The 23,432-nt window shown below is 67.4% G+C and carries 21 protein-coding genes; 5 read left to right on the top strand and 16 right to left on the bottom strand.

From position 1 onward, the window contains the following. Positions 1–64 precede the first annotated feature (64 nt). On the top strand, positions 65–1,396 hold the full coding sequence (locus tag ACFUTU_RS11255) for an HRDC domain-containing protein (RefSeq protein ID WP_377964196.1): 1,332 nt from the start codon (positions 65–67) through the stop codon (positions 1,394–1,396). A 119-nt stretch (positions 1,397–1,515) separates the two neighbouring features. Next, entirely contained in the window at positions 1,516–3,684 is a 2,169-nt protein-coding gene (locus ACFUTU_RS11250; RefSeq protein ID WP_377964194.1) for a 3-hydroxyacyl-CoA dehydrogenase NAD-binding domain-containing protein, read from the top strand. Positions 3,685–3,709: 25 nt separating this feature from the next. On the opposite strand, the gene ACFUTU_RS11245 is transcribed toward ACFUTU_RS11250, so the two are convergent. From ACFUTU_RS11245 to ACFUTU_RS11190, 12 genes are all read right to left on the bottom strand, one after another. Then, positions 3,710–5,269, bottom strand: coding sequence for an ABC transporter ATP-binding protein (locus ACFUTU_RS11245; RefSeq protein WP_377964192.1), 1,560 nt, complete (start codon positions 5,267–5,269; stop codon positions 3,710–3,712). Continuing rightward, positions 5,266–6,039 (bottom strand): energy-coupling factor transporter transmembrane component T family protein, encoded by a 774-nt coding sequence (locus ACFUTU_RS11240; protein WP_377964190.1) that lies wholly within the window; start codon positions 6,037–6,039, stop codon positions 5,266–5,268. The genes ACFUTU_RS11245 and ACFUTU_RS11240 overlap by 4 nt, the downstream gene beginning before the upstream one ends. Positions 6,040–6,058: 19 nt before the next feature. Then, positions 6,059–6,880 (bottom strand): ECF transporter S component, encoded by an 822-nt coding sequence (locus tag ACFUTU_RS11235; protein ID WP_377964188.1) that lies wholly within the window; start codon positions 6,878–6,880, stop codon positions 6,059–6,061. Between the two features lie 106 nt (positions 6,881–6,986). Continuing rightward, positions 6,987–8,018, bottom strand: a complete 1,032-nt coding sequence (locus ACFUTU_RS11230; RefSeq protein WP_377964186.1) for a nucleoside hydrolase — start codon at positions 8,016–8,018, stop codon at positions 6,987–6,989. After that, positions 8,018–8,995, bottom strand: coding sequence for an aldo/keto reductase (locus tag ACFUTU_RS11225; protein ID WP_377964184.1), 978 nt, complete (start codon positions 8,993–8,995; stop codon positions 8,018–8,020). Before ACFUTU_RS11225 ends, ACFUTU_RS11230 begins: the two co-directional genes overlap by 1 nt. Positions 8,996–9,067: 72 nt before the next feature. Next, positions 9,068–9,286: a hypothetical protein gene (locus ACFUTU_RS11220; protein WP_377964182.1), complete on the bottom strand. Its 219-nt coding sequence runs from the start codon at positions 9,284–9,286 to the stop codon at positions 9,068–9,070. A gap of 64 nt (positions 9,287–9,350) precedes the next feature. Continuing rightward, entirely contained in the window at positions 9,351–9,911 is a 561-nt protein-coding gene (locus tag ACFUTU_RS11215) for a hypothetical protein (RefSeq protein WP_377964180.1), read from the bottom strand. Further along, complete coding sequence (locus ACFUTU_RS11210) at positions 9,908–10,468, bottom strand: DUF402 domain-containing protein (protein ID WP_377964178.1); 561 nt, start codon at positions 10,466–10,468, stop codon at positions 9,908–9,910. Before ACFUTU_RS11210 ends, ACFUTU_RS11215 begins: the two co-directional genes overlap by 4 nt. After that, positions 10,465–12,438, bottom strand: a complete 1,974-nt coding sequence (gene dxs, locus ACFUTU_RS11205; protein WP_377964176.1) for a 1-deoxy-D-xylulose-5-phosphate synthase — start codon at positions 12,436–12,438, stop codon at positions 10,465–10,467. The genes ACFUTU_RS11210 and dxs overlap by 4 nt, the downstream gene beginning before the upstream one ends. A gap of 170 nt (positions 12,439–12,608) precedes the next feature. Continuing rightward, positions 12,609–15,434 (bottom strand): aconitate hydratase, encoded by a 2,826-nt coding sequence (locus ACFUTU_RS11200; protein ID WP_377964174.1) that lies wholly within the window; start codon positions 15,432–15,434, stop codon positions 12,609–12,611. 149 nt (positions 15,435–15,583) lie between these two features. After that, positions 15,584–16,978 (bottom strand): class I SAM-dependent RNA methyltransferase, encoded by a 1,395-nt coding sequence (locus ACFUTU_RS11195; RefSeq protein ID WP_377964172.1) that lies wholly within the window; start codon positions 16,976–16,978, stop codon positions 15,584–15,586. Beyond that, on the bottom strand, positions 16,975–18,951 hold the full coding sequence (locus tag ACFUTU_RS11190) for an APC family permease (RefSeq protein WP_377964170.1): 1,977 nt from the start codon (positions 18,949–18,951) through the stop codon (positions 16,975–16,977). Before ACFUTU_RS11190 ends, ACFUTU_RS11195 begins: the two co-directional genes overlap by 4 nt. Positions 18,952–19,045: 94 nt before the next feature. Here ACFUTU_RS11190 and ACFUTU_RS11185 point away from each other — a divergent pair, with 94 nt between their 5' ends. Beyond that, the gene (locus tag ACFUTU_RS11185) at positions 19,046–19,717 is read left to right on the top strand and encodes a potassium channel family protein (protein WP_377964168.1); all 672 of its coding nucleotides are present in this window, start codon (positions 19,046–19,048) and stop codon (positions 19,715–19,717) included. Then, a complete protein-coding gene (locus ACFUTU_RS11180; protein ID WP_377964166.1) occupies positions 19,718–20,467 on the top strand; it encodes a potassium channel family protein in 750 nt (249 codons plus the stop codon). Here the strand turns inward: ACFUTU_RS11180 and ACFUTU_RS11175 are convergent. The 4 genes from ACFUTU_RS11175 to dut all read right to left on the bottom strand — a co-directional run bounded on the left by ACFUTU_RS11175 (position 20,437) and on the right by dut (position 22,871). Then, complete coding sequence (locus ACFUTU_RS11175; RefSeq protein WP_377964164.1) at positions 20,437–21,192, bottom strand: DUF3159 domain-containing protein; 756 nt, start codon at positions 21,190–21,192, stop codon at positions 20,437–20,439. The two genes, ACFUTU_RS11180 and ACFUTU_RS11175, sit on opposite strands and share 31 nt — an antisense overlap. Continuing rightward, complete coding sequence (locus tag ACFUTU_RS11170; RefSeq protein WP_377964162.1) at positions 21,189–21,518, bottom strand: hypothetical protein; 330 nt, start codon at positions 21,516–21,518, stop codon at positions 21,189–21,191. The genes ACFUTU_RS11175 and ACFUTU_RS11170 overlap by 4 nt, the downstream gene beginning before the upstream one ends. After that, a complete protein-coding gene (locus ACFUTU_RS11165) occupies positions 21,511–22,224 on the bottom strand; it encodes a DUF3710 domain-containing protein (RefSeq protein ID WP_377964160.1) in 714 nt (237 codons plus the stop codon). The genes ACFUTU_RS11170 and ACFUTU_RS11165 overlap by 8 nt, the downstream gene beginning before the upstream one ends. A 98-nt stretch (positions 22,225–22,322) precedes the next feature. Continuing rightward, entirely contained in the window at positions 22,323–22,871 is a 549-nt protein-coding gene (gene dut, locus ACFUTU_RS11160; RefSeq protein WP_377964158.1) for a dUTP diphosphatase, read from the bottom strand. A gap of 69 nt (positions 22,872–22,940) precedes the next feature. Here dut and ACFUTU_RS11155 point away from each other — a divergent pair, with 69 nt between their 5' ends. Continuing rightward, complete coding sequence (locus ACFUTU_RS11155; protein ID WP_377964156.1) at positions 22,941–23,432, top strand: DUF3093 domain-containing protein; 492 nt, start codon at positions 22,941–22,943, stop codon at positions 23,430–23,432.

The following is a 23,432-nucleotide window of genomic DNA, read 5'->3' as shown; positions in this document are numbered from 1 at the left end:
CGGTGCGGTGCTGTTCCCGCCAGGAACCGCCCCTTGGGTGTACTGCCGGTAAACTAGGGACATCATGACCCCTCAAAAACCGGATAACACCACAGCCGGCGCTCCGGCTGCTGATACAACACCCCATATAACGGTGGAAGGCTTTGACAGCCGGGTCCCCGTTGTCATCGATCTTGATTCCCCCCGCGACGGGGTGCCTCTGGTCATCGAAACCCAGGCCGGGCTGGAACGCTGCGCCGCGGCGATCGCCGCGGGCACGGGGCCCGCGGGTGTCGACGCCGAACGCGCTTCGGGCTTCCGCTACGGGCAGCGCGCGTTCCTGGTGCAGATCCGCCGGGAGGGTTCCGGAACGTGGCTGATCGACCCCGAACCGTTCGAGGACCTGCGGATCATCAACGACGCCCTGCACGGGGTCGAGTGGATCCTGCACGCCGCCAGCCAGGACCTGCCCTGCCTGTCGGAGCTTGGCATGTGGCCGGACAAGCTCTTCGATACCGAACTTGCAGCCCGCCTGGCAGGGCTTCCCCGCGTCGGCCTCGCGGCAGTGATCGAGCAGTTGCTCGGCTTCGGACTCGCCAAGGAACATTCGGCCGCCGACTGGTCCACCCGCCCCCTGCCGGAACCCTGGCTCCGGTACGCAGCGCTCGACGTCGAAGTCCTGACCGAACTGCGCGAGGAACTCATCGAGCTGCTGGAAGCTGACGGCAAACTTGAATTTGCTGAACAGGAGTTCGCAGCGATCCTGTCCGCCGGGCTCGCACCGCCCAGGGTGGACCCATGGCGCAAGACGTCCGGCCTGCACCAGATCAGGGACCGCCGCCAGCTGGCCGCCGTCCGGGAGCTGTGGCTGGAGCGCGACGCCCTGGCCCAAAAGCGCGATGTCGCCCCGGGACGGCTCATCCCCGACTCTGCCCTCGTTGCCGCCGCCAAGGCGATGCCCGCCACGGTGCCGCAGCTGTTGGGCACAAAGGGGTTCCACGGCAGGGCCGCCCAGCGGGAGGCCCCCCGCTGGCTGCGGTGCATCGCCGCGGCCCGGGCGCTCGAAGATCTGCCTCCGCTGCACCTGCCCACCAACGCCCCGCCGCCCCCGCGGGTTTGGGCTGACCGCGATCTCGCGGCTGCCGAAAGGCTGCAGACCGCCAGGCCGCTGCTGCAGGACAAGGCGGACGAACTCAAGCTTCCGCTCGAAAACCTGCTCACGCCGGACTACCTTCGCCGCGTCGCATGGCGCCCGCCGGCTGACGTCAGTGAAGCCGCCATTGCCGGCGAACTGCGGGAGCTGGGTGCCCGGCCGTGGCAGATCGGGCTGGTGGCGCCGCTGATCACCACAGCGTTCCTCAACCCGCAGCCGCTTCCGCCCAAGGAGGCCCGGGAGGCAAAGGCACAGACCGCCTGACCCGGCGTCGGTTGCAGCTCATATTACTCGCGAGTAACGTTGGCACCACGGATGCCCGGTCCGGCTGCTCTGGCCGCACTGGCACCGGCCGCATGCACGTCTCGATGAGGAGCCACAGAATGAGCGCCGCCGACTTCCGCAAGCTTGCCGAACTCTTCCCGGATGAGGCGGTCACCCATTCCTCGGTGCAGGACATCCAGCTCCCGTCCCCGGACGGCATGGACAGCCCCGGCGTCCTCGCCCTGATAACCCTGGACAACGGGCTGGGCCCGGCCAAGCCCACCACCCTTGGCCCCAACACGCTGATTGAACTGGGCACCGTCCTCGAACGGCTGCGGGATCGGGCCTCCAGGGGTGAAATCGCGGCCGTTGGCATCACGGGCAAGCCGAACTTCTTCGTGGCCGGCGCCGATCTGTCAGCAGTCACGTCGCTGCAGGAAAGGGAGCATGGCCTCTGGATGGCGCAGCTGGGCCACGAGGTCTACTCCACGTTGGCCAACCTGGGCATTCCCAGCTTTGCCTTCATCAACGGCGTGGCCCTCGGCGGAGGCCTGGAAGTCGCCCTGCAGTCCACGTACCGCACCGTATCAACCGGTGCCGGGGCGCTGGCCCTTCCCGAGGCCTTCCTCGGACTCGTGCCGGGATGGGGCGGCGTGTATCTGCTGCCGCGGCTGATCGGCCCGGAAAACGCCGTCAAGGTGATGATCGGGAACGCGCTCAACAACAACCGTACGCTGACCGGTGCCGAGGCGTTCGAGCTCGGCATCGCTGATGCGATGTTCGGGCCGGAGGACTTCCTGGGCCAGTCGGTCGCGTGGGCCGCCGGTGTCGTTGGGGGCACAGTTGTGGCGGGGCAGCACCCGGAGCGGCCTGCCGCCGTCGATCCCGCCGACCCCGCGGTAGCCGTCCGCTGGGCGGACGCCGTCGCTGCCGGCCGGGCCATTGTCGAGGCCAAAACCTCCAATGCCGCCCCCGCGCCGGCGGAGGTGCTGAACATCATGGCCGCGAACCGCACAATGACCCAGGCGGAGTCGGCGGTGCTCGAATGCGAAACGCTGGCTGGCCTCATGCAGAGCGACGAGTTCCGGGCGACCGTCTACGCTTTTCTTGACCTGGTGCAGAAACGGGCCAAGCGGCCCGCCGGTGCCCCGGGCCGTGAGCTCGCCCGGCCCGTCACGAAGATCGGCGTGGTCGGCGCCGGCCTGATGGCCAGCCAGCTCGCCCTGCTGTTTGCCCGGCAGCTGGGCGTTCCAGTAGTTCTGACCGATGTGGACCAGGCCCGGGTGGACAAGGGTGTCGGCTACGTCCACAACGAGGTGGACAAGCTGCTGGCCAAGGGCAGGCTGGGCAGCGATGCTGCGGACACGGTCAAATCGCTTGTGACCGGCTCGGTTTCCAGGGAGCCGTTCGCAGACGCCGACTTTGTCATCGAGGCGGTGTTTGAGGAGCTGAACGTCAAGAAGCAGGTGTTCGCCGAGCTTGAGGCCATCGTCCCGCCCGGGTGCATCCTTGCCACGAACACTTCTTCGCTCTCCGTGACTGCCATGGCCGCGGACCTGAAGCACCCGGAGCGCCTGGTGGGCTTCCACTTCTTCAATCCCGTGGCCGTCATGCCGCTCGTGGAAATTGTCCGGGCACCAAAGACGGACGACGCCGTGCTGGCCACCGCCTTCGAGCTCGCCAAGGGCCTGCGAAAGACCGCCGTCCTGGTCAAGGACGCCCCTGCGTTCGTGGTCAACCGGATTCTGCTGCGGCTCCTTGGCGAAGTCACGGCCGCCTTCGACGAGGGAACGCCGGCGGATGTTGCCGATTCCGCGCTGCGGCCCATGGGTCTTCCCATGACGCCATTCGCCCTCCTCGCCATGGTGGGGCTGCCGGTGGCCCAGCATGTGCAGGAGTCCCTGCACGGGGCCTTCGGCGACCGTTTCCCGGTCTCGCAGAACCTGCAGAAACTGGTCGACAACAACATCACGTCCCTGTGGTCCCCGGCTGCGGACGGAGGGCAGGAAATCCCGGCGGCGGCCTCTGCCCTGATGTCCTTCGGCAGCACGCCGTCGACCGCCGGGGAAGTGCTGCGCCGGACGCAGGACGGGCTGGCCGAAGAAATCGGACTGATGCTGGAAGAGGGTGTGGTGGCCGCGCCCCAGGACATCGACCTGTGCATGATCCTGGGCGCCGGCTGGCCGATGTTCCTGGGCGGGATCACTCCCTACCTCGACAGGGTGGGGGCTTCAGAGCGCGTCAACGGCAAGCGGTTCCTCCCGCCGGGAGTGGCGTCCAGGTCCTGACCCGCCACCGCGCCGGACCCGCGCTCTACTCCGGGCGGAGGCGGCCGCCGTCGAGCCTGAGTAATCTGTGGGCGTTGGCTTTAGCGAAGGCGACGTCGTGCGTGACCATGACGACGGCGGCGCCGCGGCCGGCTGCCGCTGACACGGCGGCAGCCAGATGCGCGAGGCCGTGGGCGTCCAAGGCTACCGTGGGTTCATCGAGCGCGAGCACCGACGGTTCGCGCGCAAGAACGGTGGCCAGCGCCAGCAGCCTCTGCCCGGAGGCCGGCAGCTCATGCGGGTGGATGCTTCCGCTGTCCGCAAGGCCGACGGCGGCCATGGCTGCAGACGCGCGCTCCGGCGCGCCGGCACCAAAGATGCGGTCCAGCCCGAACATCACCTCCCGCAGCACAGTCCGCTCAAACAGCTGGTCATGGGGGTGCTGGAACAGGAGCCCCAGCCGCCGGGCCACCAGCCCGGTGGGAACACCCCCAATGGACCCGCCCGCCACCCGCACGTCACCCCGAAGCGGGCGGTGGAGGCCATTGAAGAGCCGGAGCAGCGTGGATTTGCCGGCACCGTTGGGCCCGGTCACAGCCACGACTTCCCCGGGCATGACCTGGAGGTCAACATCCTTCAGGAGCAGGTGGCCTGCCGACGGCGTCTGCCCCGTCCTCAAGCTGGAAGCCGCTCCGAAACCAAAGGCCACGTTCGCCAGTTCCAAAGCCGGGGTGCTTCCCGCGGCAGCCTTCGGACCGGAGAGCCGGGCCGCTGCATGATCTGCCGCCTCCGGCTCCGGCGACGCGATGACGACGCCGGACTCAGCCAGCGCCCCTTCCTTCAGTACCCGGGACGGCGCTCCCGCAGCCGTCACCTTCCCGTCCTCCAGTACCAGCCAGTGCTCCGCGGCGCAGGTCAGCACATCCGCGTGCTGGCTCAGCACTATGACCGCGGCCCCCCGGGCAAGCTCGCTACGGACCAGTTCCACGACTGTCCGGATGCCGGCCTGGTCGAGGGACTCGAGCGGTTCGTCGAGGACCAGGACGCCGGGATCGTCCACCACGGCGCAGCCAACAGCCAGGCGGCGGAGCTCTCCCCCTGACAGGGTTGCCGGGTCCCGCTGCAGGAGCGCCTCGAGTCCCGTCCGGCGGGCAACACCGGCGACGGTCCGCACCATCTGCTCCCGCGGGACTCCGCGGTTTTCCAAGGTAAAGGCGAGCTCCTCCTCCACAGTCCCCCGGACGGCGGACAGCATGGAGGCGGCGTCCTGCGGCACATAGCCGACGTGCCGCGCCCACGCCCCTGGATCAATCCGCGGATCCCCGGGCACCCCGGCAAAGGACAGCGAACCGCCGCCGGCCGGTTGCCCGGCCACCTCCAGCTGCAGGCTCCCTGCCAGCGTCCCGTCGCGGCCGGCCAGGAGCCAGGCTCCAAGAAGCTGTCCCAATGTGGATTTTCCGCTGCCGGAACCGCCCAGCACCGCCGTCAGCGTGCCGGGCGCGGCAGCCACCTCCACTCCGTGCAGGGCCGGGCCGGTGTCACCGTGATAGGCGAACGAGGCGATGGAGGCCAGCAATGTGGTTCCGCCAGTCCTGTCCGGGATCATGCAGCACCGCCGACACCCAGGGACCCGCCCGACAGCGAATCAACGATCCGCCAGCCCACGGCCGCCAGGGCAAGCAGGATGGCCACCCAGCGGAAGGCCGCCTGGCCGGCCGAATCGCGGACCTCCGTGTAGCTGGTCCTCGGTCCCGGGCTCCGGAACCCCCTGGCATCAAGGGCCTGCGCCCTGCTGCCGGCATCGTGGACCAGACCGAGTACCAGCGGAACCATCTGCAGCCGGATGGCTGCGGCCCTGCTGCCAGGTCTCCGTCCCACCACAAGTCCCCGCGATTCCTGCGCCTGCCGCACCTTGTCCAGCCGCGCGGCGACCAGCGGGGCAAGCAGCAGTGTGGACGCCAGCACATACCCCACCTGCGGCGGTACACGGCGGGCAGTCAGGGCGGCCACCAGCTCGGGGACCCGGACGCTGAAGGAAAACAGCATCAGCACCAGGACGAAGGCGGCGGTGCGGAGACCCATCTCCAGCGCGAGGGCCAGCCCCTCGGCAGTGACCCGCACCGGACCCCAGCCGGCCAATACGGTGCGTCCCTCAGGAAAGAAGAAGCCATGAATGAGCAGCAGTGAAAGCCAGAAAGGCAGGACGACGGCGGCAGCCGCCACGAGGACCCGCCGCGCCGTCCCGGCAGCGCCGGCAAGCAGCACTGCCCCGGCAGCCACGGTGAGTGATACCACCCAGTTGGCGGCCGCCGTCGTCATCACCAGGACGGCGGCTGCCGCGGTGAGCGTGGTCAGCGGATTGAGGCGTGCGGCCACCTGGAGGGGGATTCCGGCGTCAGGAATTGCGCGCTGCCGGCTCCTTGCCGGCCAGGACGCGGAAGCGGCGGACGAACGGGAACTGGAACGTGGTGCGCCGGGGCAGGGCGTAGACCAGCATGGCAGCGATGGCGAAAACGATGGCCTTGTCCATGGGGTCGGAAATCAGGGCCTGCTTGGTGATCGCGGCCAGCAGGGTGTCTCCCATGGCGCGGAAGGCGCTGACGATCGCACCGGTGCCGGCGCCGGACGTGCCGCCGAAGACGAACGCGGCGATCGGTGCGGACACCACGCCGGCGATGATGCCGGTGACGAAGCCTGCCACGGGGGCCAGATAGAACCGGCGGAACAGCCCGTAGCGTGCGGCCACCCCGGCCAGGAAGCCGATCAGCGCGGCACCGGCAGCGAAGGGCAGGACTGTGGGGTTGAAGAACGACCACACAATGCTGCTCAGTGCTCCGGTGGCGGCGCCGGCGGCGGGGCCGGCGAGGACCGCGATGAGCACGGTGCCGATGGAGTCGAGGTAGAAGGGCAGCCCGCTGGTGCCCATGAGCTGTCCCAGCACGATGTTCAGGACGAGGGCCACCGGGATGAGCACCACGGTGGAGGTGGGCAGCGTGGGAAGCACGCCCACGATCAGCAGGAGGGCGCCCAGGAGGAAGCCGCCCAGCGCGACGAGCGAGGAAACGCTGCCGAGTCCGCCCGCAATGTCTGCAGGCTGGGTGAGGACCAGGAAAATGAACGTTGCGGCGATGGAGGCCGCACCGAGCAGTTCGAGGAGCCTGCGCCGGCGGGCGGTCTTCCGGTCGGCCGGAGGAAGTGTCAGGGACGGCTGTGACATGGTGGATCCTTAAGCTGAAAACGGCGGGTCCCGCACCCGTGGCGTGATGTTCCGCGTGTGCGGAAGGGGGCGCCTATGTCACCTTGGCGCGGCTACCATCCTACCGCTACGAACGTTTCCCCACCTCGGCGGCCAGCGCGCCCACCGAGGAAATCAGCTCGTCGAAGCACTGGGCGGGATTGTTGGACGTGACGATCCGGGCATTGGGCGGCTCTTTCCAGATGCCGCGGAAGTCGGCGACGGTGGTCCCCACGAGGCGGGGCGACTCCGTTTCCACGTGCACCGTGGCCGGCCGGGCGCCGTACGGGGTCCGGCCGATGGCCGCAGCGGCGGCGAAGGCATCGTGCATGTGCGCGATGTAGCCCTGGTCGTAGAGCCGGTGGAACTCCATGTAGAAGCGGATGGAATCGGACAGGCATGCCACCAGGGGGTTGTCCGAACTGCTGCGCTGCCCTTCCGGGTCTTCGGGCAGCACAAGTTCCGGTTTTGCTCCGGCCGCCTCGGCGAGCCGCCGCAGGTGCTCGGGGCGCAGCTCAATGCGTTCGGTGGTCTCAAGGGCGCACACAAGCGGAAGGTTCTCCTCCGGAAGCCCGCTGTAGGCGGCGAAGACTTCCGCGGTCGCGTGCGGGTCCACGGAAACGTTCCACTCCGCCGTCGGTGTTGTGTTGCCCTGGTAGTTGAAGCAGCCGCCCATGATGACCAGCCCCTTGAGCAGCCTGGGAAGCTCCGGCTCCGCCCGGAGCGCCAGCGCGAAGTTGGTCAGCGGCCCGGTGACAAGCCCGGTGATCTCCCCGGGATGTGCCCGGGCGGTTTCCACCCATACGTCCACCGCATGCCGGGGTGAGATCTCCTGCTCCGGCGGCGGGAGCTCGGCATAGCCGATCCCCTGTGGGCCGTGGGTTTCCTCGGTGGTCACCAGCGGAATCTGCAGCGGCACCTCCGCGCCCACCGCAACTTCGATGCCTGCCCGGCCGCAGAGTTCCAGCAGGGCGAGGTTGTTCAGAGCCACCTGGCGGGCGCCCACGTTTCCCGCGGTACAGGTGATGGCCCCGATCCGGACCTCCGGCCGGGACAGCAGATAGACCAGGGCGAGGGCGTCGTCGATCCCCGTGTCCACATCCATCAGGATGGACGGCATCAGAACAGGGCCACCTTGGGGGTCTGCGGGAAAATGGCATCCAGTTCATCGAGTTCGGCCTGGCCCGGTACCCAGGCAACCGCCCCGGCGTTCTGCCGGACCTGCTCCGGACGGGTGGCGCCTGCGATCACGCTGCTGACGGAGGGCTGGGCCGCAAGCCAGGAAAAGGCCACCTGCACTTCGGTCAGGTCGCGCGCGGCGGCGAAGGCACTGAAGGCCTTCAGCTGCTGCCAGTCGGCGTCGTGCACCAGGTTGGTGCGCGTGTGGCTGAGGCGGGACCCTTCGGGGGCCTGGTCCGGAGCGTACTTGCCGGTCAGGAGGCCGTTCGCCAGCGGGAAGTAGGGCAGCACGCCCAGCCCGTACGCCTCGGCAGCGGGGGTCACCTCCTGCTCGGCGCGGCGGTCCAGGAGGTTGTAGTGGTTCTGCGCGGAGACAAACCGCGCTCCTCCGCGGGCCCGGGCCACGAATTCGGCCTCCGCGATCTGCCAGCCGGCCCGGTTGGAATGGCCGATGTAGCGCACCTTGCCGCTGGTGACGAGATCATTCAGCGCGTCGAGGGTCTCCTCGATCGGCGTCAGGGGGTCGGGCGTGTGGAACTGGTACAGGTCGATGTAGTCGGTGCCGAGCCGGCGCAGGGAAGCTTCCGCGGCCCGGACAATGTAACGGCGAGAACCGCGGGCGCCGAAGTCCTCACCGTTGGCTCCACGCATGTCCATGCCGAACTTGGTGGCCACCACGACGTCATCGCGCCGTGCCCCCAGGGCTTTGCCCAGCATCGTTTCGCTCAGTCCCGGTTCCCGGCCGTAGGTGTCGGCGACGTCGAAGAGCGTCACGCCGGCGTCCAGGGCGGCATGCACGACGGCGTCCGTCCCCTCCTGCGATTCAGTCACCGTGTTTGCCCGGCCCAGGTTGTTGCACCCAAGCCCCACGACGGAGACGGTCAGTCCGGATTTTCCAAGACGGCGGTATTCAGTCATGGAATCACCCTATAACGGCGCACGGGCTCGTCTTTCCGGCCTGGACAGGCCAGGCCGGGCCGGAAAGCCGGTTTAGGCGGAGGCGAACTCCAGGCCGTGCTCCTCCAGCGCGTCCTGGAGCTGGGCCAGGGTCCGCGGGCAGATCCCGGGAAGCGCCGCCAGTTGGCGGCGGCCGAACTCTGCCAGCTGTTCCAGGGACTCGACGCCGGAGTGGGCAAGGATCCTGCGGTCGGGCGAGGCGAGGCCCCGGGGAAGCGGGGTGTGGCCGGGCCGGGCTGACTTCTTTGTCATGACGTTCTGCCTTCCTGGTGCTTGGACTGCGTTTGGAGGTGAAGCGTGATGTGGCGGGGCGGTGCTAGAGGGTGAAGCCCGTCACCTGCTTGGGTGAGTGCTTGAGCTTGAGGGCTGAGGGGTCGCTGAACGGGGCGGCGCCGATGCTGAGCTTGGTGAAGTCCAGGTCCTCGCCGCGGATGCAGACCTTGATCGCGTTCACGGCCTTGTTCACGTCCGGGCAGAGGCAGAAGATGTTCAGTTTGGCGTCACTGAATTCTGAGCGGTCCACGACGCCCAGGCCGCGCCACGCCAGATGGCCGGCAAGCGCGTCCTTCGCCTTTTCCTCCAGGTAGCGGTCCCGGCTGGTGCCCTCCCTGGTCTTAAGCGCGTACTGCGCCACCACCCAGTACTGCTCCTCGTCCGGGATCTCTGCGTAGCCGTCCTCGGTGCAGGCCATTTCGAACGCGTCCATCAGGCGTTCGGCGGCCTCGGCGTCCGGCACGTCGGTCTCCTGGGTCTTGCTCTGGTGGCCGACGGCGCCGTGGTTCATGACGAACTGGCTGTAGTCCTCGTCGTACCAGGCTTCGCGAAAGAGGAGCGTTCCCTCATCGTCGCGCTTGTAGACCCGGATAATTCCGCTCATGCCCGTCCTTTCGTGAACCAGGTGGTGTCGGTGCCGTCGAAGGGGGCTTCCTGGCCCTTGACGGCAAGGAACAGGGCGTCGCACTCCGCCTGCATGGAGCGCACCAGCGTCTCAGGGTACTCCATGCGAAGCCGGTGCTCGGCGAACTCGTCCTCGTCGTCGACGAACACGCCGCGGGTCACCGAGCGGATCACGTCGAGGTCCATGTCGATGACGTGGAATTCAGTGACGCCCGGCCTGATCCTGCGCCATTCATGGCCGGTGGCGAGGTCGACGTACACGCGGAAGTCCCCCGGGTAGGTGTCGTCGTAGAAGGTGACCACGTACTCGCCGGTCCGCGGAACGAGGAGCACGGCGTCGGATGCGGTGTAGAAGGCGGCCCCGGGACGCGAGCAGAACTCGTTGGCCGGCTGGAAGACCCACCAGCCGTGCCGGTCCTCGCCAAGGTACCTCCCGGGCACCACCCAGTGTGCGGTGCCGTCCCATTTGCGGTTCCGGGACACCACCAGTTCACCGGGTTGCAGGGATACAGGCGGCAGGGAATCGGGCTCCCTCACAGCTTGGGCAGGCTTCCGGTTGTGGGATGCTCTTGGCCGGGCAGCGGACGCGCGAAGGGGACCTTGGTTCCAAGGACCTGGGCCACGACGTCGTGGGTGATCTGCTGGGCAGTGAGGCCCACCCGCTCCAGTACCTGGCTGCGGCTGCCGTGGTCCAGGAATTCCACCGGCAGACCCACCTCGTTAAGGGCGGTGTCCACTCCGGCGGCACGCATCTCCTGGCGGATCCTGGAGCCGACTCCCCCGGCCCGGACGCCGTCCTCGATGCAGATGACGAGGCGGTGCCGTGCCGCCAGGGCGATGATCGACTTCCGGACCGGGAGCACCCACCGGGGATCAACAACAGTGGAGCTGATGCCCTGGGCGCCCAGCCGGTTGGCGACGTTCAACGCGAGTTCGGACATGGCGCCCACGCTGACGATCAGCACATCGTTCTCGGTGGATCCGGAGGGGCGGCGGGACAGCACGTCAACGCCGTCATCAAGCCGTTCAATGGCCTCAACCTCGGCGCCTACGGTTCCCTTGGAATAGCGGATGACCGTGGGCGCGTCCTCGATGGCCACGGCCTCGCGGAGTTCCTCACGCAGCCTGGTGGCGTCGCGCGGCGCGGCGAGGTGCAGCCCGGGGACGATCTGGACCATGGCCATGTCCCACATCCCGTGGTGGCTCGCGCCGTCGGGACCGGTGACGCCGGCACGGTCCAGGACAACGGTGACGCCCGCCTTGTGCAGGGCAACGTCCATGAGGAGCTGGTCGAAGGCGCGGTTGAGGAAGGTGGCGTAGACGGCGACCACGGGGTGCAGCCCGCCGAAAGCCATGCCCGCCGCGGAGGTGAGGGCATGCTGTTCGGCGATGCCGACGTCGAACACGCGTTCCGGGTAGCGGGCCGCAAACTTGTGCAGCCCAACGGGGATGAGCATGGCACCGGTGATGCCGACAATATCCTTGCGCTCGTCCGCGATGTCGGCGATTTCATCGGCGAAGACCGACGTCCACGACTTCGCCCCGCCGGCATCCGCCGGCTCGCCCGTCTCGGGATCGATGATTCCCACGGCGTGGAACTGGTCCGCTTCATGCGCACGGGCCGGGGCGTACCCGTGGCCCTTCTCGGTCATGGCGTGCACGATCACGGGGCCGGCAAAGTTCTTGGCCGTGGCCAGCGCGTGCTCCATTGCCTGGAGGTTGTGCCCGTCCACGGGACCGATGTATTTCATGCCGAGGTCCTCGAACATGCCCTGCGGGGCCCACCAGTCCTTGATGCCCTTCTTCATGGCGTGCAGGCTCTTGTAGGTGAACTGGCCCATGGGGCCGCCGTTCTGCAGCTTCTTCTTCCACCAGTCCAGGGCAACCTCGTAGGCGGGCGCGGTGCGGAGGGAGTCGATGGTGGGGCGCAGGGACGCCAGGTAGTCGGCAAAGCCGCCGACGGTGGGGGCGTAGGAGCGGCCGTTGTCGTTCACGACAATGACGACGCGCCGCTTCTTGTCCGCCGCGATGTTGTTGATGGCTTCCCAGGCCATGCCGCCGGTAAGTGCACCGTCACCGGCGATGGCGACGACGTACCGGTCACCGTCACCGGTCAGCTGCCGCGCCCGGGAAATGCCGTCCGCCCAGGAGAGCGAGGATGACGCGTGCGAGCTTTCGACGATGTCGTGCTCGGACTCGGCACGGTCGGGGTAGCCGGACAGGCCGCCCTGCTGGCGCAGGGTGCTGAAGTCCTGCCGCCCGGTGAGGAGCTTGTGCACGTATGACTGGTGGCCGGTGTCGAAGACGATGCTGTCGCGCGGCGAATCGAAGATCCGGTGCACCGCCATGGTCAGTTCAACGACGCCGAGGTTGGGACCCAGGTGCCCTCCGGTCTGGGAGACGTTGCCGATCAGGAACTCCCTGATCTCGGCGGCCAGCTGGTCCAGCTGCGCCGCGGACAACTTGCTCAGGTCCTGCGGATTCCGGATGGTCTCCAAGATTCCCAACGGCCCCTCCTTCGGCTGGTAGACATGCCCATTAACTCTAACGCCTCTGCGCGGATACCCCGGCAGCGCCGGCGATCAGGGCCGCCAGCAATGCAGGAAGCCCCGGCCGGTCAGATGACCGGCCGGGGCTTCCCCGCGCTGCCTGCCGGGGTCAGCCCGGCATGAACCCGCTAGTTAGCGGAGATCTGGCGCAGAACGTACTGCAGGATGCCGCCGTTGCGGTAGTAGTCCGCTTCACCCGGGGTGTCGATGCGGAGCACTGCGTCGAAGGACTTGGCGGAGCCGTCCTCTGCCGTGGCGGTGACCTTGAGGGTCTTGGGCGTGGTGCCTTCGTTCAGGGCGGTGACGCCCTCCACAGCGAAGGTTTCGGTGCCCGTCAGGCCCAGCGTGGCAGCGGACTCGCCGGCCGGGAACTGCAGCGGAAGAACGCCCATGCCGATCAGGTTCGAGCGGTGGATGCGCTCGTAGCTCTCGGCGATGACGGCCTTGACGCCCAGCAGTGCCGTGCCCTTGGCGGCCCAGTCACGGGACGAACCGGAGCCGTACTCCTTGCCTGCCAGGACCACCAGCGGGGTGCCGGCTGCCTGATAGTTCTGGGCGGCGTCGTAGACGTAGGCCTGCGGGCCGTCGGCCTGGGTGAAGTCGCGGGTGAAGCCGCCCTCCACGCCGTCCAGGAGCTGGTTCTTGATGCGGATGTTCGCGAACGTGCCGCGGATCATGACCTCGTGGTTGCCACGGCGCGAGCCGTAGGAGTTGAAGTCCTTGCGCTCCACGCCGTTGGCCAGCAGGTACTGGCCGGCCGGGGTGTCCGACTTGAACGAACCGGCCGGGGAGATGTGGTCGGTGGTGACGGAGTCGCCGAGCTTGAGCAGCACGCGGGCACCGGTGATGTCCTGGACCGGTTCCGGCTGGGTCTTCATGCCCTCGAAGTACGGGGGCTTCCGGACGTACGTGGACTTCTCATCCCAGGCGAAGGTGTCGCCGGCCGGGGTGTCGAGCGCCTTCCAGCGGTCGTCGCCCTCGAAGACGCCCTCGTAGCCCTTGGCGAACATCTCCTTGTCAATGGAGGAGTCGATGACTTCCTGGACCTCGACCGGATTGGGCCAGATGTCCTTCAGGAAGACGTCGTTGCCTGCTTCGTCCTTGCCCAGGGCATCGGTGTCGAAGTCGAAGTCCATGGAACCGGCCAGGGCGTACGCGATGACCAGCGGCGGGGAGGCCAGGTAGTTCATCTTGACGTCCGGGTTGATACGGCCTTCGAAGTTGCGGTTACCGGAAAGCACCGCACTGACAGCGAGGTCGTTGGCCTGGATGGCCTCGGAAATCTCGGCTTCCAGCGGGCCGGAGTTGCCGATGCAGGTGGCGCAGCCGTAGCCCACGATGTAGAAGCCCAGCTTCTCCAGGTACGGGGTGAGGCCCGACTTTTCGTAGTAGTCGGTGACCACCTTGGAGCCGGGGGCGACGGAGGTCTTGACCCACGGCTTGGCGGTGAGGCCCTTGTTCACGGCGTTGCGGGCCAGCACGGCGGCGGCGAGCATGACCGAGGGGTTGGACGTGTTGGTGCACGAGGTGATCGAGGCGATGGTCACTGCACCGTGGTCGAGGTCGAACTCGCGGCCGTCTTCCATCTTCACGGAGACGGGGCTGGAGATGCGGCCTTCGGCGCCGTGCGCGGCCGAGTACTTTGGCGGCACGCGGTCGGTGTCGGTCACGTGGGTGCCGCCGGTGGTGAAGGAGGGCGGGTCGGAAGCCGGGAAGGATTCCTCCAGCGACTCGTCCAGCGTGCCGGCGTCAGCGTCGTGGGTGACGTAGTTCTTGAGGTCGTGGCGGAACTCGTCCTTGGCGTCGGTCAGCTCGATCCGGTCCTGCGGACGCTTCGGGCCGGCAATCGACGGAACCACGGTGGAGAGGTCCAGCTCGAGGTACTCGGAGAAGCGCAGCTCGCGGGACGGATCGTGCCAGAGGCCCTGTTCCTTGGCGTAGGCCTCAACCAGTGCAACGTTCTCCTCGGGACGGCCAGTGAGGCGCAGGTAGTCGAGGGTGACGTCGTCGATCGGGAACATGGCGGCCGTGGAGCCGAACTCCGGGCTCATGTTGCCGATGGTGGCGCGGTTGGCCAGCGGAACCTCGGCAACGCCTTCGCCGTAGAACTCCACGAACTTGCCGACGACGCCGTGCTTGCGCAGCATCTCGGTGATGGTGAGGACGACGTCGGTGGCGGTGGCACCGGCAGGGATGCTGCCGCTGAGCTTGAAGCCGACGACGCGCGGGATCAGCATGGAGACCGGCTGGCCCAGCATGGCAGCCTCGGCTTCGATGCCGCCGACGCCCCAGCCGAGCACGCCCAGGCCGTTGACCATGGTGGTGTGGGAGTCGGTGCCGACGCAGGTGTCGGGGTAGGCGCGCAGGGAGCCGTTGACTTCGCGGGTCATGACGGTGCGGGCCAGGTATTCGATGTTGACCTGGTGCACGATGCCGGTTCCCGGCGGGACGACCTTGAAGTCGTCGAACGCGGTCTGGCCCCAGCGCAGGAACTGGTAGCGCTCACCGTTGCGCTGGTATTCGATCTCCATGTTGCGCTCCAGTGCGCCGGAGTTGCCGAAAACGTCGATCTGGACGGAGTGGTCGATGACCATCTCGGCCGGAGCAAGCGGGTTCACCCTCTTTGGATCGCCGCCGAGCTCCTTGACTGCCTCGCGCATGGTGGCAAGGTCAACCACGCAGGGGACACCAGTGAAGTCCTGCATGATCACGCGGGCGGGCGTGAACTGGATTTCGGTGTCGGGCTGGGCATTCGGGTCCCATCCTGCCAGTGCGCGAACGTGATCGGCGGTGATGTTCGCGCCGTCCTCGGTCCTCAGCAGGTTTTCAAGCAGTACCTTAAGGCTGAACGGAAGGGTTTCTGAACCTTCAACGGAGTTCAACCGGAAAATTTCGTATTCGGTTCCGGCAACATCAAGTTTGCCTTTTGAACCGAAGCTGTCCACAGTGCTCATCGCAGGACTCCTCTCGCAACAGTTTCATCTTTGTCGCGCGGTAGACCGCTTGCTAGTTAGGGCACCCTAATTAGTGCCTGTCGCAACAAACTGCATGATCAGCCGGGAACACGGGCGCGACGGGGACTACACGGCCCATAGTAGTGGCATCAGCCGCGGGGAGTCAGCAGTGCCACCGTCTCGAGGTGGTGGGTGTGCGGGTACAGGTCGAAAGCCCGGAGCCCGGACAGCTGCCAGCCGCCCTGCTGGAAGTAACCGATGTCACGTGCGAACGACGACGGATCGCAGGAAACGTAGGCGATGGCACGGGGGTTGGAGTCGATCAGCTGGCTGACCACGGCCTTGCCCGCGCCGGCACGCGGCGGGTCCAGCACCAGGGCGTCGAACTGGCGGGGCCGCTGCCGGAGCACGCGTTCCACCTTGCCCTGCACGATCTCCACCTGCGGTGCGCCGTGCAGGTTTTTCCGGGCATCCCGGCTGGTTCCCGGGGCCCCCTCCACCGACAGCACCGACCCGGTCTCCCCCACCGCGTCAGCCAGCGGGGCGGTGAACAGGCCCGCACCGGCGTAGAGGTCGGCGACCGCAGCGCCGGGTTCCAGGAACCCGCCGTCGTGCAGGAATTCCGTGACGGCCCCCACCAGGGTCTCCGGAGCGTCCCGGTGGATCTGCCAGAAGCCCGCGCCCGTGACCCGGTAGTCGTGGCCGGCCGCCGATTCCTGCACCCAGGTCCGGCCGCGGAGCTGCAGGGTTTCATTCTTGAGGGGGTCGTAGCTGGCAACGGACACGTCCGCCGGGAGCTGGGACAGGATGGCGTTCAGCCGTTTGGCGCGTGTCCCGTCCGCGGGCGCGAGCAGTACCAGCGGCCGCGAGCCGTTGGCCGGCGCGGCCACCTCCACCCGCTCGATGCCCTGCAGGTCCACATCCCAAAGACGCAGTGAGTTGATCGCGTCGATGGCCAGCGGCATCTCCCGGACGGGAATCACCTGGTCGGAGCGGTGGGCGTGCATGCCCAGCCGGCCGCTGCCGGTGACGCCGAAGCTGGCGCGCGTGCGCCACCCAAGCCCCGTCCCGCCGTCGTTCGTTCCGGCACTTTCCCGGGTTCCGGCACTGTCCTGGGTTCCGGCTTTCGCCTCCCCTACCGCTTCCACTTCCGGAGAGAGTTCGACGGCGGCCAGCCGCCGCAGCTGCTCGGCCAGCACCTCGGACTTAAGGCTCCGCTGGCGCTGCAGCGATATGTGGCCCAGTTCGGCGCCCCCCACCGGCGGGCGGCCGTGCGCCCAGGACCCGGCGGAATCGGCGGTCCGCCAGAAGTGCGGCACGCGGTCGGGCGAGGCATCCAGCACCTCCACCACGTCCCCGCGCCAGAACTTGGCCTTCTCTTCGGCGTCGGTGAGCCGGACACGCACCCGCTCCCCCGGGATGCCATGGCGCACGAAGACCACGCGCCCCTCGTGGCGGGCAACGCAGTGCCCGCCGTGGGCCACAGGGCCGATGTCGACCACGAGTTCGAGTCCGGTGGAAGTGGTCTGGGTGTCCGGGCTCATTGAATGTCCTGCAGTCTCTTGGCTTCTTCGGATGATTTGAGCTGCCAGGGAACGCTGGCAACCATGACGCCCGGCTCGAAGTGGAGCCGGGTCTTGATGCGGAGGGCTGTCTGGTTGTGGACCAGCTGTTCCCACCATTTGCCCACCACGTACTCGGGGATGTACACCACGATCAGGTCCCGGGGCGAGTCCCGGCGCATGTTCTTGATGTAGTCCATGATGGGCGTGACCGTCTCGCGGTAGGGGCTGGCGAGGATGGTCAGCGGAACCGGGATCTGGAGTTTCTCCCAGTCAGCAAGAGTGTGGGCCGTGTCCTCGGCGTTGATGTCCACCGTGATGGCATCCAGCCGGGACGGACGGGAAGCCCGCGCATAGGCCAGCGCGCGGAGCACCGGCTTGCGGACGTGGGACACCAGCAGCACGGCGTGCACGCGGGTGGGAAGGGCGCGCGGCGAGGAATCCTCGTCCACTGCAAGTTCCTTGGCCACGTTGTCGTAGTGGGCGCGGATGCTCCACATGATGAGGAACAGGACGAACATGGCCAGCAGGGCGATCCAGGCGCCCTGCTCAAACTTGGTGATCAGCACGATCACCAGCACCAGGGCGGTCATGCCGAAGCCCGTCATGTTGATGGTGCGTGACTTGATGATCCGGCGCCGGACCGCCTTGTCCTTGGCCAGCTTGAGCTCGCGGCCCCAGTGCCGGACCATGCCCAGCTGGCTGGCCGTGAAGGAGATGAAAACACCCACGATGTACAGCTGGATGAGTTTGGTCACATCCGCGTTGAAGGACAGGATGAGCACCAGCGCGCCGGCTGCCAGGGCCAGCACACCGTTGCTGAAGGCGAGCCTGTCGCCGCGGGTGCGCAGCTGCCGGGGCAGGTAGCCGTCCTGGGCGAGGATGGAGCCCAGCACCGGAAAGCCGTTGAAGGCGGTGTTCGAGGCAAACACCAGGATGACGCCGGTGGCCGCCACCACGATGTAGAACGGTATGGATCCGGCGCCGAAGATGGTCTGCGCAATCTGGCTGATGGCCGGATTCTGGATGTAGCCCTCCGGCAGCGGCTGTCCGTTGAGCAGAAACTCGGTGGCCGGGTCCAGGACGATGTGGACCTTGGTGGCGTTGGCCAGGTAGATGATGCCGGCCAGCATGGCCGAGGCGATGATGCCCAGCAGCAGCAGCGTGGTGGCGGCGTTCTTGCTCTTCGGCTTCTGGAAGTTCGGCACCCCGTTGCTGATCGCTTCCACACCGGTCAGCGCGGCGGCGCCGGAGGAAAAGGCGCGCAGCAGCAGGAACGCGCCGGCGAGGCCCACGAGGCCCTCGTCGAAGTCCGGCGTGGGGATGATGGTGAAGGCGGCCGACGGCGCCTGGCCCAGCTGGCCGGTGGCCGCCTGGAAGATGCCGACGGCGGTCATGCCCAGGATGGACGCCATGAAGATGTACGTCGGAACCGCGAAGACGGTGCCGGCTTCCTTGATGCCGCGCAGGTTGACGAGAGCCAGGATGATGACGCCGATCGTGGCGATCATGGCCTGCTGTCCGTGCAGCGACGGAATAGCGGTGGTGAGGTACGTGGCCGCCGATGACATGGACACGGCAACGGTCAGGACGTAGTCCACGAGCAGCGCCGACGCCACGGTCAGGCCCGCATACTTGCCCAGGTTCTCATTGGCGATCTCGTAGTCGCCGCCGCCGGACGGGTAAGCGTGGACGTTCTGCCGGTAGGACGCCACCACCGTGAGCAGGACCACCATGACGGCGAGCCCCACGAGCGGGGAAATGGCCACCGCGCTCACGCCGGCCAGGGCCAGCGTGAGGAGAATTTCATCCGGGGCGTAAGCGACCGAGGACAGTGCATCCGATGCGAAGATGGGCAGCGCGATCCTCTTCGGCAGGAGCGTGTGGGCCATCCTGTCGTTCCGGAAAGGCCTTCCCACCAGCACGCGCTTCACGGCATTCAGAATTGTCAGCACCACACAAAGCTAGTCTGATTCGCACGCGATGTCATGGCAGGTTTCGGCGGTAGAGTCTTACGGAGCAGTCGGCAAGAGTTGAGGAGAGAAACGCGTGGCGCACTTCGTGATCATGGGTTGTGGACGCGTTGGGGCCACCTTGGCGCACACGCTCGAAGATGCGGGCCATTCGGTAGCCATCATCGACCAGGACGACCGCGCTTTCCGCCGCCTCCGTACGGGCTTCACCGGCCGGAAAGTCACCGGCGTCGGCTTCGACCGCGACACCCTGAAGCAGGCAGGCGTCGCGGAGGCCTATGCCTTTGCGGCGGTCTCCAGCGGCGACAACTCCAACATCCTGGCCACGAGGGTGGCACGCGAGACATTCCACGTTCCGCACGTGGTGGCGCGCATCTATGATCCCGGCCGCGCCGAAATCTACCAGCGCCTCGGCATTCCCACCGTGGCCGCAGTGCGCTGGAGCGCGGACCAGGTCCTGCGCCGGATCCTTCCCGAGCAGCACCTTGCCGGGGACTTCCGCGACCCTTCCGGCCGCCTCGTGCTGGCCGAACTCGACCTGCACCCGGATTGGGTGGGCCACCCGGTGTCCTCCATTGAGAAGGTGGCCGACGTCCGGGTCGCCTACCTGACCCGGTTCGGCGAAGGGATGCTGCCCTCGGCGGGCACGTCCTACCAGGACGGCGACACGGTACACGCCATGCTGCGGGTGGACCGTACCTCCGAAGTGGCCCATATCCTCGCCAAAGCACCCGCCAAGGAGTCCTGAGTGAAAGTCGTCATCGTCGGGGCCGGAAGCGTTGGCTCCTCGATTGCCCGTGAACTGCTGTCCCACAAACACGAGATCCTGCTCATCGACCTCAAGCCCGAAGTCATCGGCCGCAGCGGCCTGCGTGGGGCGCACTGGCTGGTCGGCGACGCGTGCGAACTGAGCACCCTCCAGGACGCGAATCTCGAGGACGCGGACGTGGTGGTTTCCGCTACAGGTGACGACAAGGTGAACCTGGTGGTCTCCCTGCTGGCGAAGACCGAATTCGGCATCGGGCGGACCGTGGGACGCGTCAACAACCCGAAGAACGACTGGATGTTCAACGATGCGTGGGGCGTGGACGTTGCCGTGAATACGCCGCAGCTCATGACGGCCCTGGTGGAAGAAGCCGTGGAGATCGGCGACCTCGTCAGGCTGCTGACCCTGCAGACGGGCGTCTCATCCCTCGTCGAGTTCACGGTGCCTCATGACTCGCACGCCATCGGGCTCACCGTAGGCGACATTGATTGGCCGGAGGACTCCACGCTGGTGGCCATCCTGCGGGACCAGGCACCCATTACGCCAAGCCGGGACGACGTCATCGATGGCGGCGACGAACTGTTTTTCGTCACCACTATCGCGGCCGAAAACCAGCTCCGCGAACTGCTGTCACCCCGTGTTGGTGGGGGGCAGGAGTCCGTTGCGGCACCGGCAGCGGGAGACCAGCCCGGCCAGTCAGATCAGCTGGACGACGACGGCTTCGACGGCTGACCCTCTGGCGTCGCTGCGGGCCGGGTGATGAGCCAGGCGAGCCACACGCCGAGGATATACAGCGGTGCACCCATGATGAGCCTGGTGGTTGCCAGGGCCGCCAGCCCGTCCGGCCCCATCAGGTACAGGGGAACCTGCACGAGCAGGCGCAGTGCCAGCACACCGACAATGATCCAGGTGCCCAGCCGGTAGGCGCGGACGCGGTCCGGGTCCTTGCGCCAGTCCAGGCCCTCATTCCGGATAAACCCGAACAGCAGGCCCGCGATCGGCCAGCGGACAGCGATGGAAATGACCATCGCCACAATGTAGGCCGCGTTCGTCAGGAATCCGGGCAGGTAAAAGTCCTCAGCCTTGCCTGTGGTGTTGGCAAACCACGCCGAGATGCCCACACCTACGACGCCGGCCAGCGCCTGCGTCAGCGGCCGGCGCTGCACGAGCCGGATCACGGTAAAGACGGCGGCCGCGCCCAGGGCAGCAATGAGCGACGCCGTCAAGGCGCCGGTGGCGGTGAAGGCGACCAGGAAGACCAGGCCGGGCAGGATGCTTTCGGCGATGCCCTGGTAACCGCCCGCGCTTTTCAGGACATCGATGCGTCCGTCATGCGTACGGTGGAGCCCGGCCTTGGAAGCGTAGTCTTCGGCCAGCCCGGCAAAACCGGGGTTCTCCGGCGCGGGCTTGGATTCTTCGCGGCCCGGTCCCGAGTCGGGGTTTTCAGGCAAAGTCATTGGTTCTCCTGGCGGGACAGTATCTCGTAGCGGGGGTTGAACATGGTGGGCATCCCGTCCTTGACGGTCAGCATGCCTTCGAGTTTGAGTTCGGCCCCGGCTTCGATTCCCGGAATCCGGCGGCGGCCCAGCCAGATGACGCGCAGCCGCCCGCGCTGTTCAGCAGGAAGGGTGTCGTGGTCGGAGACGATCACCGTGAAGGCCGCCACCTGTGACGGGGGCGCGAAGGTCACCGACTCGATAGATCCGTGGCACAGGACGCGCCCGCGCTCCGGCAGCCCGCGGATGGGTACCGCCTGGTCCTGCGGGCCGCCGGTGTCAACCAATCTGGGTGATCTCCGGCCCGCGCTCGGGCTGCTGGAAGTCCGGTGCCGCAGGCGGCACGGGTCCGGCAGCATCCTTGGGCAGGCGCAGCTGCAGCAGGTCGCGGGGCGGCATGGGGTTCTCACCCCGGATGACCACGATCTTCCGGAACAGTTCCTCGAGGCCGGCGGCCGCTTCACGGTCCAGTGCGGCCTCGCCGCCGAAAACGCCGCGAAGGAACCAGCGGGGACCGTCGACGCCGACGAAGCGGGCCACCCGGTATCCCTGGCTGCCGTCCGGGGCGCCCGCCGGCAGCTTGGCAATGAGTTCAACGCCGTAGTCGCCCGGGATCTCCTCGACCTGGCCGCCCTGGCCGCCGACGGACTGCCCGATCTGCTCCCGGATCTCGTCCCAGAGCCCCTCGGAGCGCGGCGCGGCAAAGGCCTGCAGCTGCAGGCTTGAACCTTCCAGGTCCATGGTCACGGCGACGACGCGCTGGGTTGCTTCCTCGACTTCAAGGCGGAGCTGGAGTCCGTCGCGCGGGGCAATGAGCAGGGCGCCGAGGTCCACGTAGCCGTCGCGGCTGCTGATCTCGGAGACGTCAAAGGGGCCGTTGGCCCTGCGGTCGTCCGCAGCATTCTCAGCCGGATCCTGCGTGGCGTCCTCCTGGACGTCCTCCGGTTCCGCCGCTTCCTGCTTCCTGGCTTTCCTGCCCCGCCCAAAAACCATGCGTTGTCTCCTTAGTCGTGATCGTGTCGCGCGCCCCGATTGCGGGTGTGCAGCTCAACCGGTACCCCCGGTGGGGTTGTGCAGCTACGTACCCGGAGCTAGGTGCCCGGAACGGCAAACCCGCCCGTGGAGCCGAACCCGCCGGCACCGCGGACAGAGTCATTCAGCTCCCCCACGGCGACGAACTGCGCGTGCTCCACGCGCTGGATCACCATCTGTGCAATTCTATCGCCGCGCCGCAGTTCTATCGCGTGCTCGCGGTCGGTGTTGAGCAGCGTCACGGCAATCTCCCCGCGGTAGCCGGCATCAACGGTTCCGGGCGCGTTCACCACGGTGAGCCCGTGCTTGGTGGCGAGGCCCGAGCGGGGGTGGATAAGGGCAACAAAACCATCCGGCAGGGCGATGGCCACACCGGTAGGGACAAGCCGCCGCTCTCCCGGCGCGAGCACCACATCCTCACGGGCACGCAGGTCCGCACCGGCGTCGCCGGGGTGGGCGTACGACGGCGCTTCCAGGCCGTCGTCGAGCATTTTCAGCTGGACCTGCACCGTGGGTGCTCCGAACTCCGCCCGGGGCGGCTGCACTGGAGTCTCTTGCACTGGAGCCTGCTGCGCGAGGGATGTCATGGCGGTAGATTCGTCAGTCACAGTCCTCCACTCTATCGCGGAGTACCGCTACGACTCCCACCACTCCTGCCGGCTACTAAGCTTGAGGGCATGCCCGAATCAAGCGCTGCCGTTCCTGCCCGCAACCCGTCTTCACCGGATGAAACCGTAATCTTCTCCGAAAAGCTGTGGCCGGGCGCGTGGATCTGGGTGGTTGCCGCAGGCATTGCATCAGCCGGCATCCTTGTCTTCGCGCCCATCAGCATGGCAGCCGGTTTCACCGCGGCCGCCGTGCTGTTCGCCATCGAAGCGGTGCTGCTGGTCCTGTCCACGCCTTCACTGGCCGTGACCACACGCACACTGCAGGTGGGCCGGGCGAGCATCGAACGCAGCCTGGTGGGCGCGGTTGAGGCGTACCGTGGCACGGAAGCGACGGCGGAACGCGGCACACGCCTGAACGGCCTGGCTTACCTCTGCATCCGGGGCTGGATCGACCCTGTGGTCAAAATCGAGATCACTGACCCGTCGGACCCCACCCCGTACTGGCTGACGTCCACCCGGCGCCCCGAGGAACTGGCAGCAGCGCTGAAGGGCAAGCAGTAA

The sequence above is a fragment of the Arthrobacter sp. NPDC057388 genome, from assembly GCF_042668165.1.
Lineage (GTDB): Bacteria > Actinomycetota > Actinomycetes > Actinomycetales > Micrococcaceae > Arthrobacter.
This window is presented reverse-complemented; position numbering and strand designations above follow the sequence as displayed.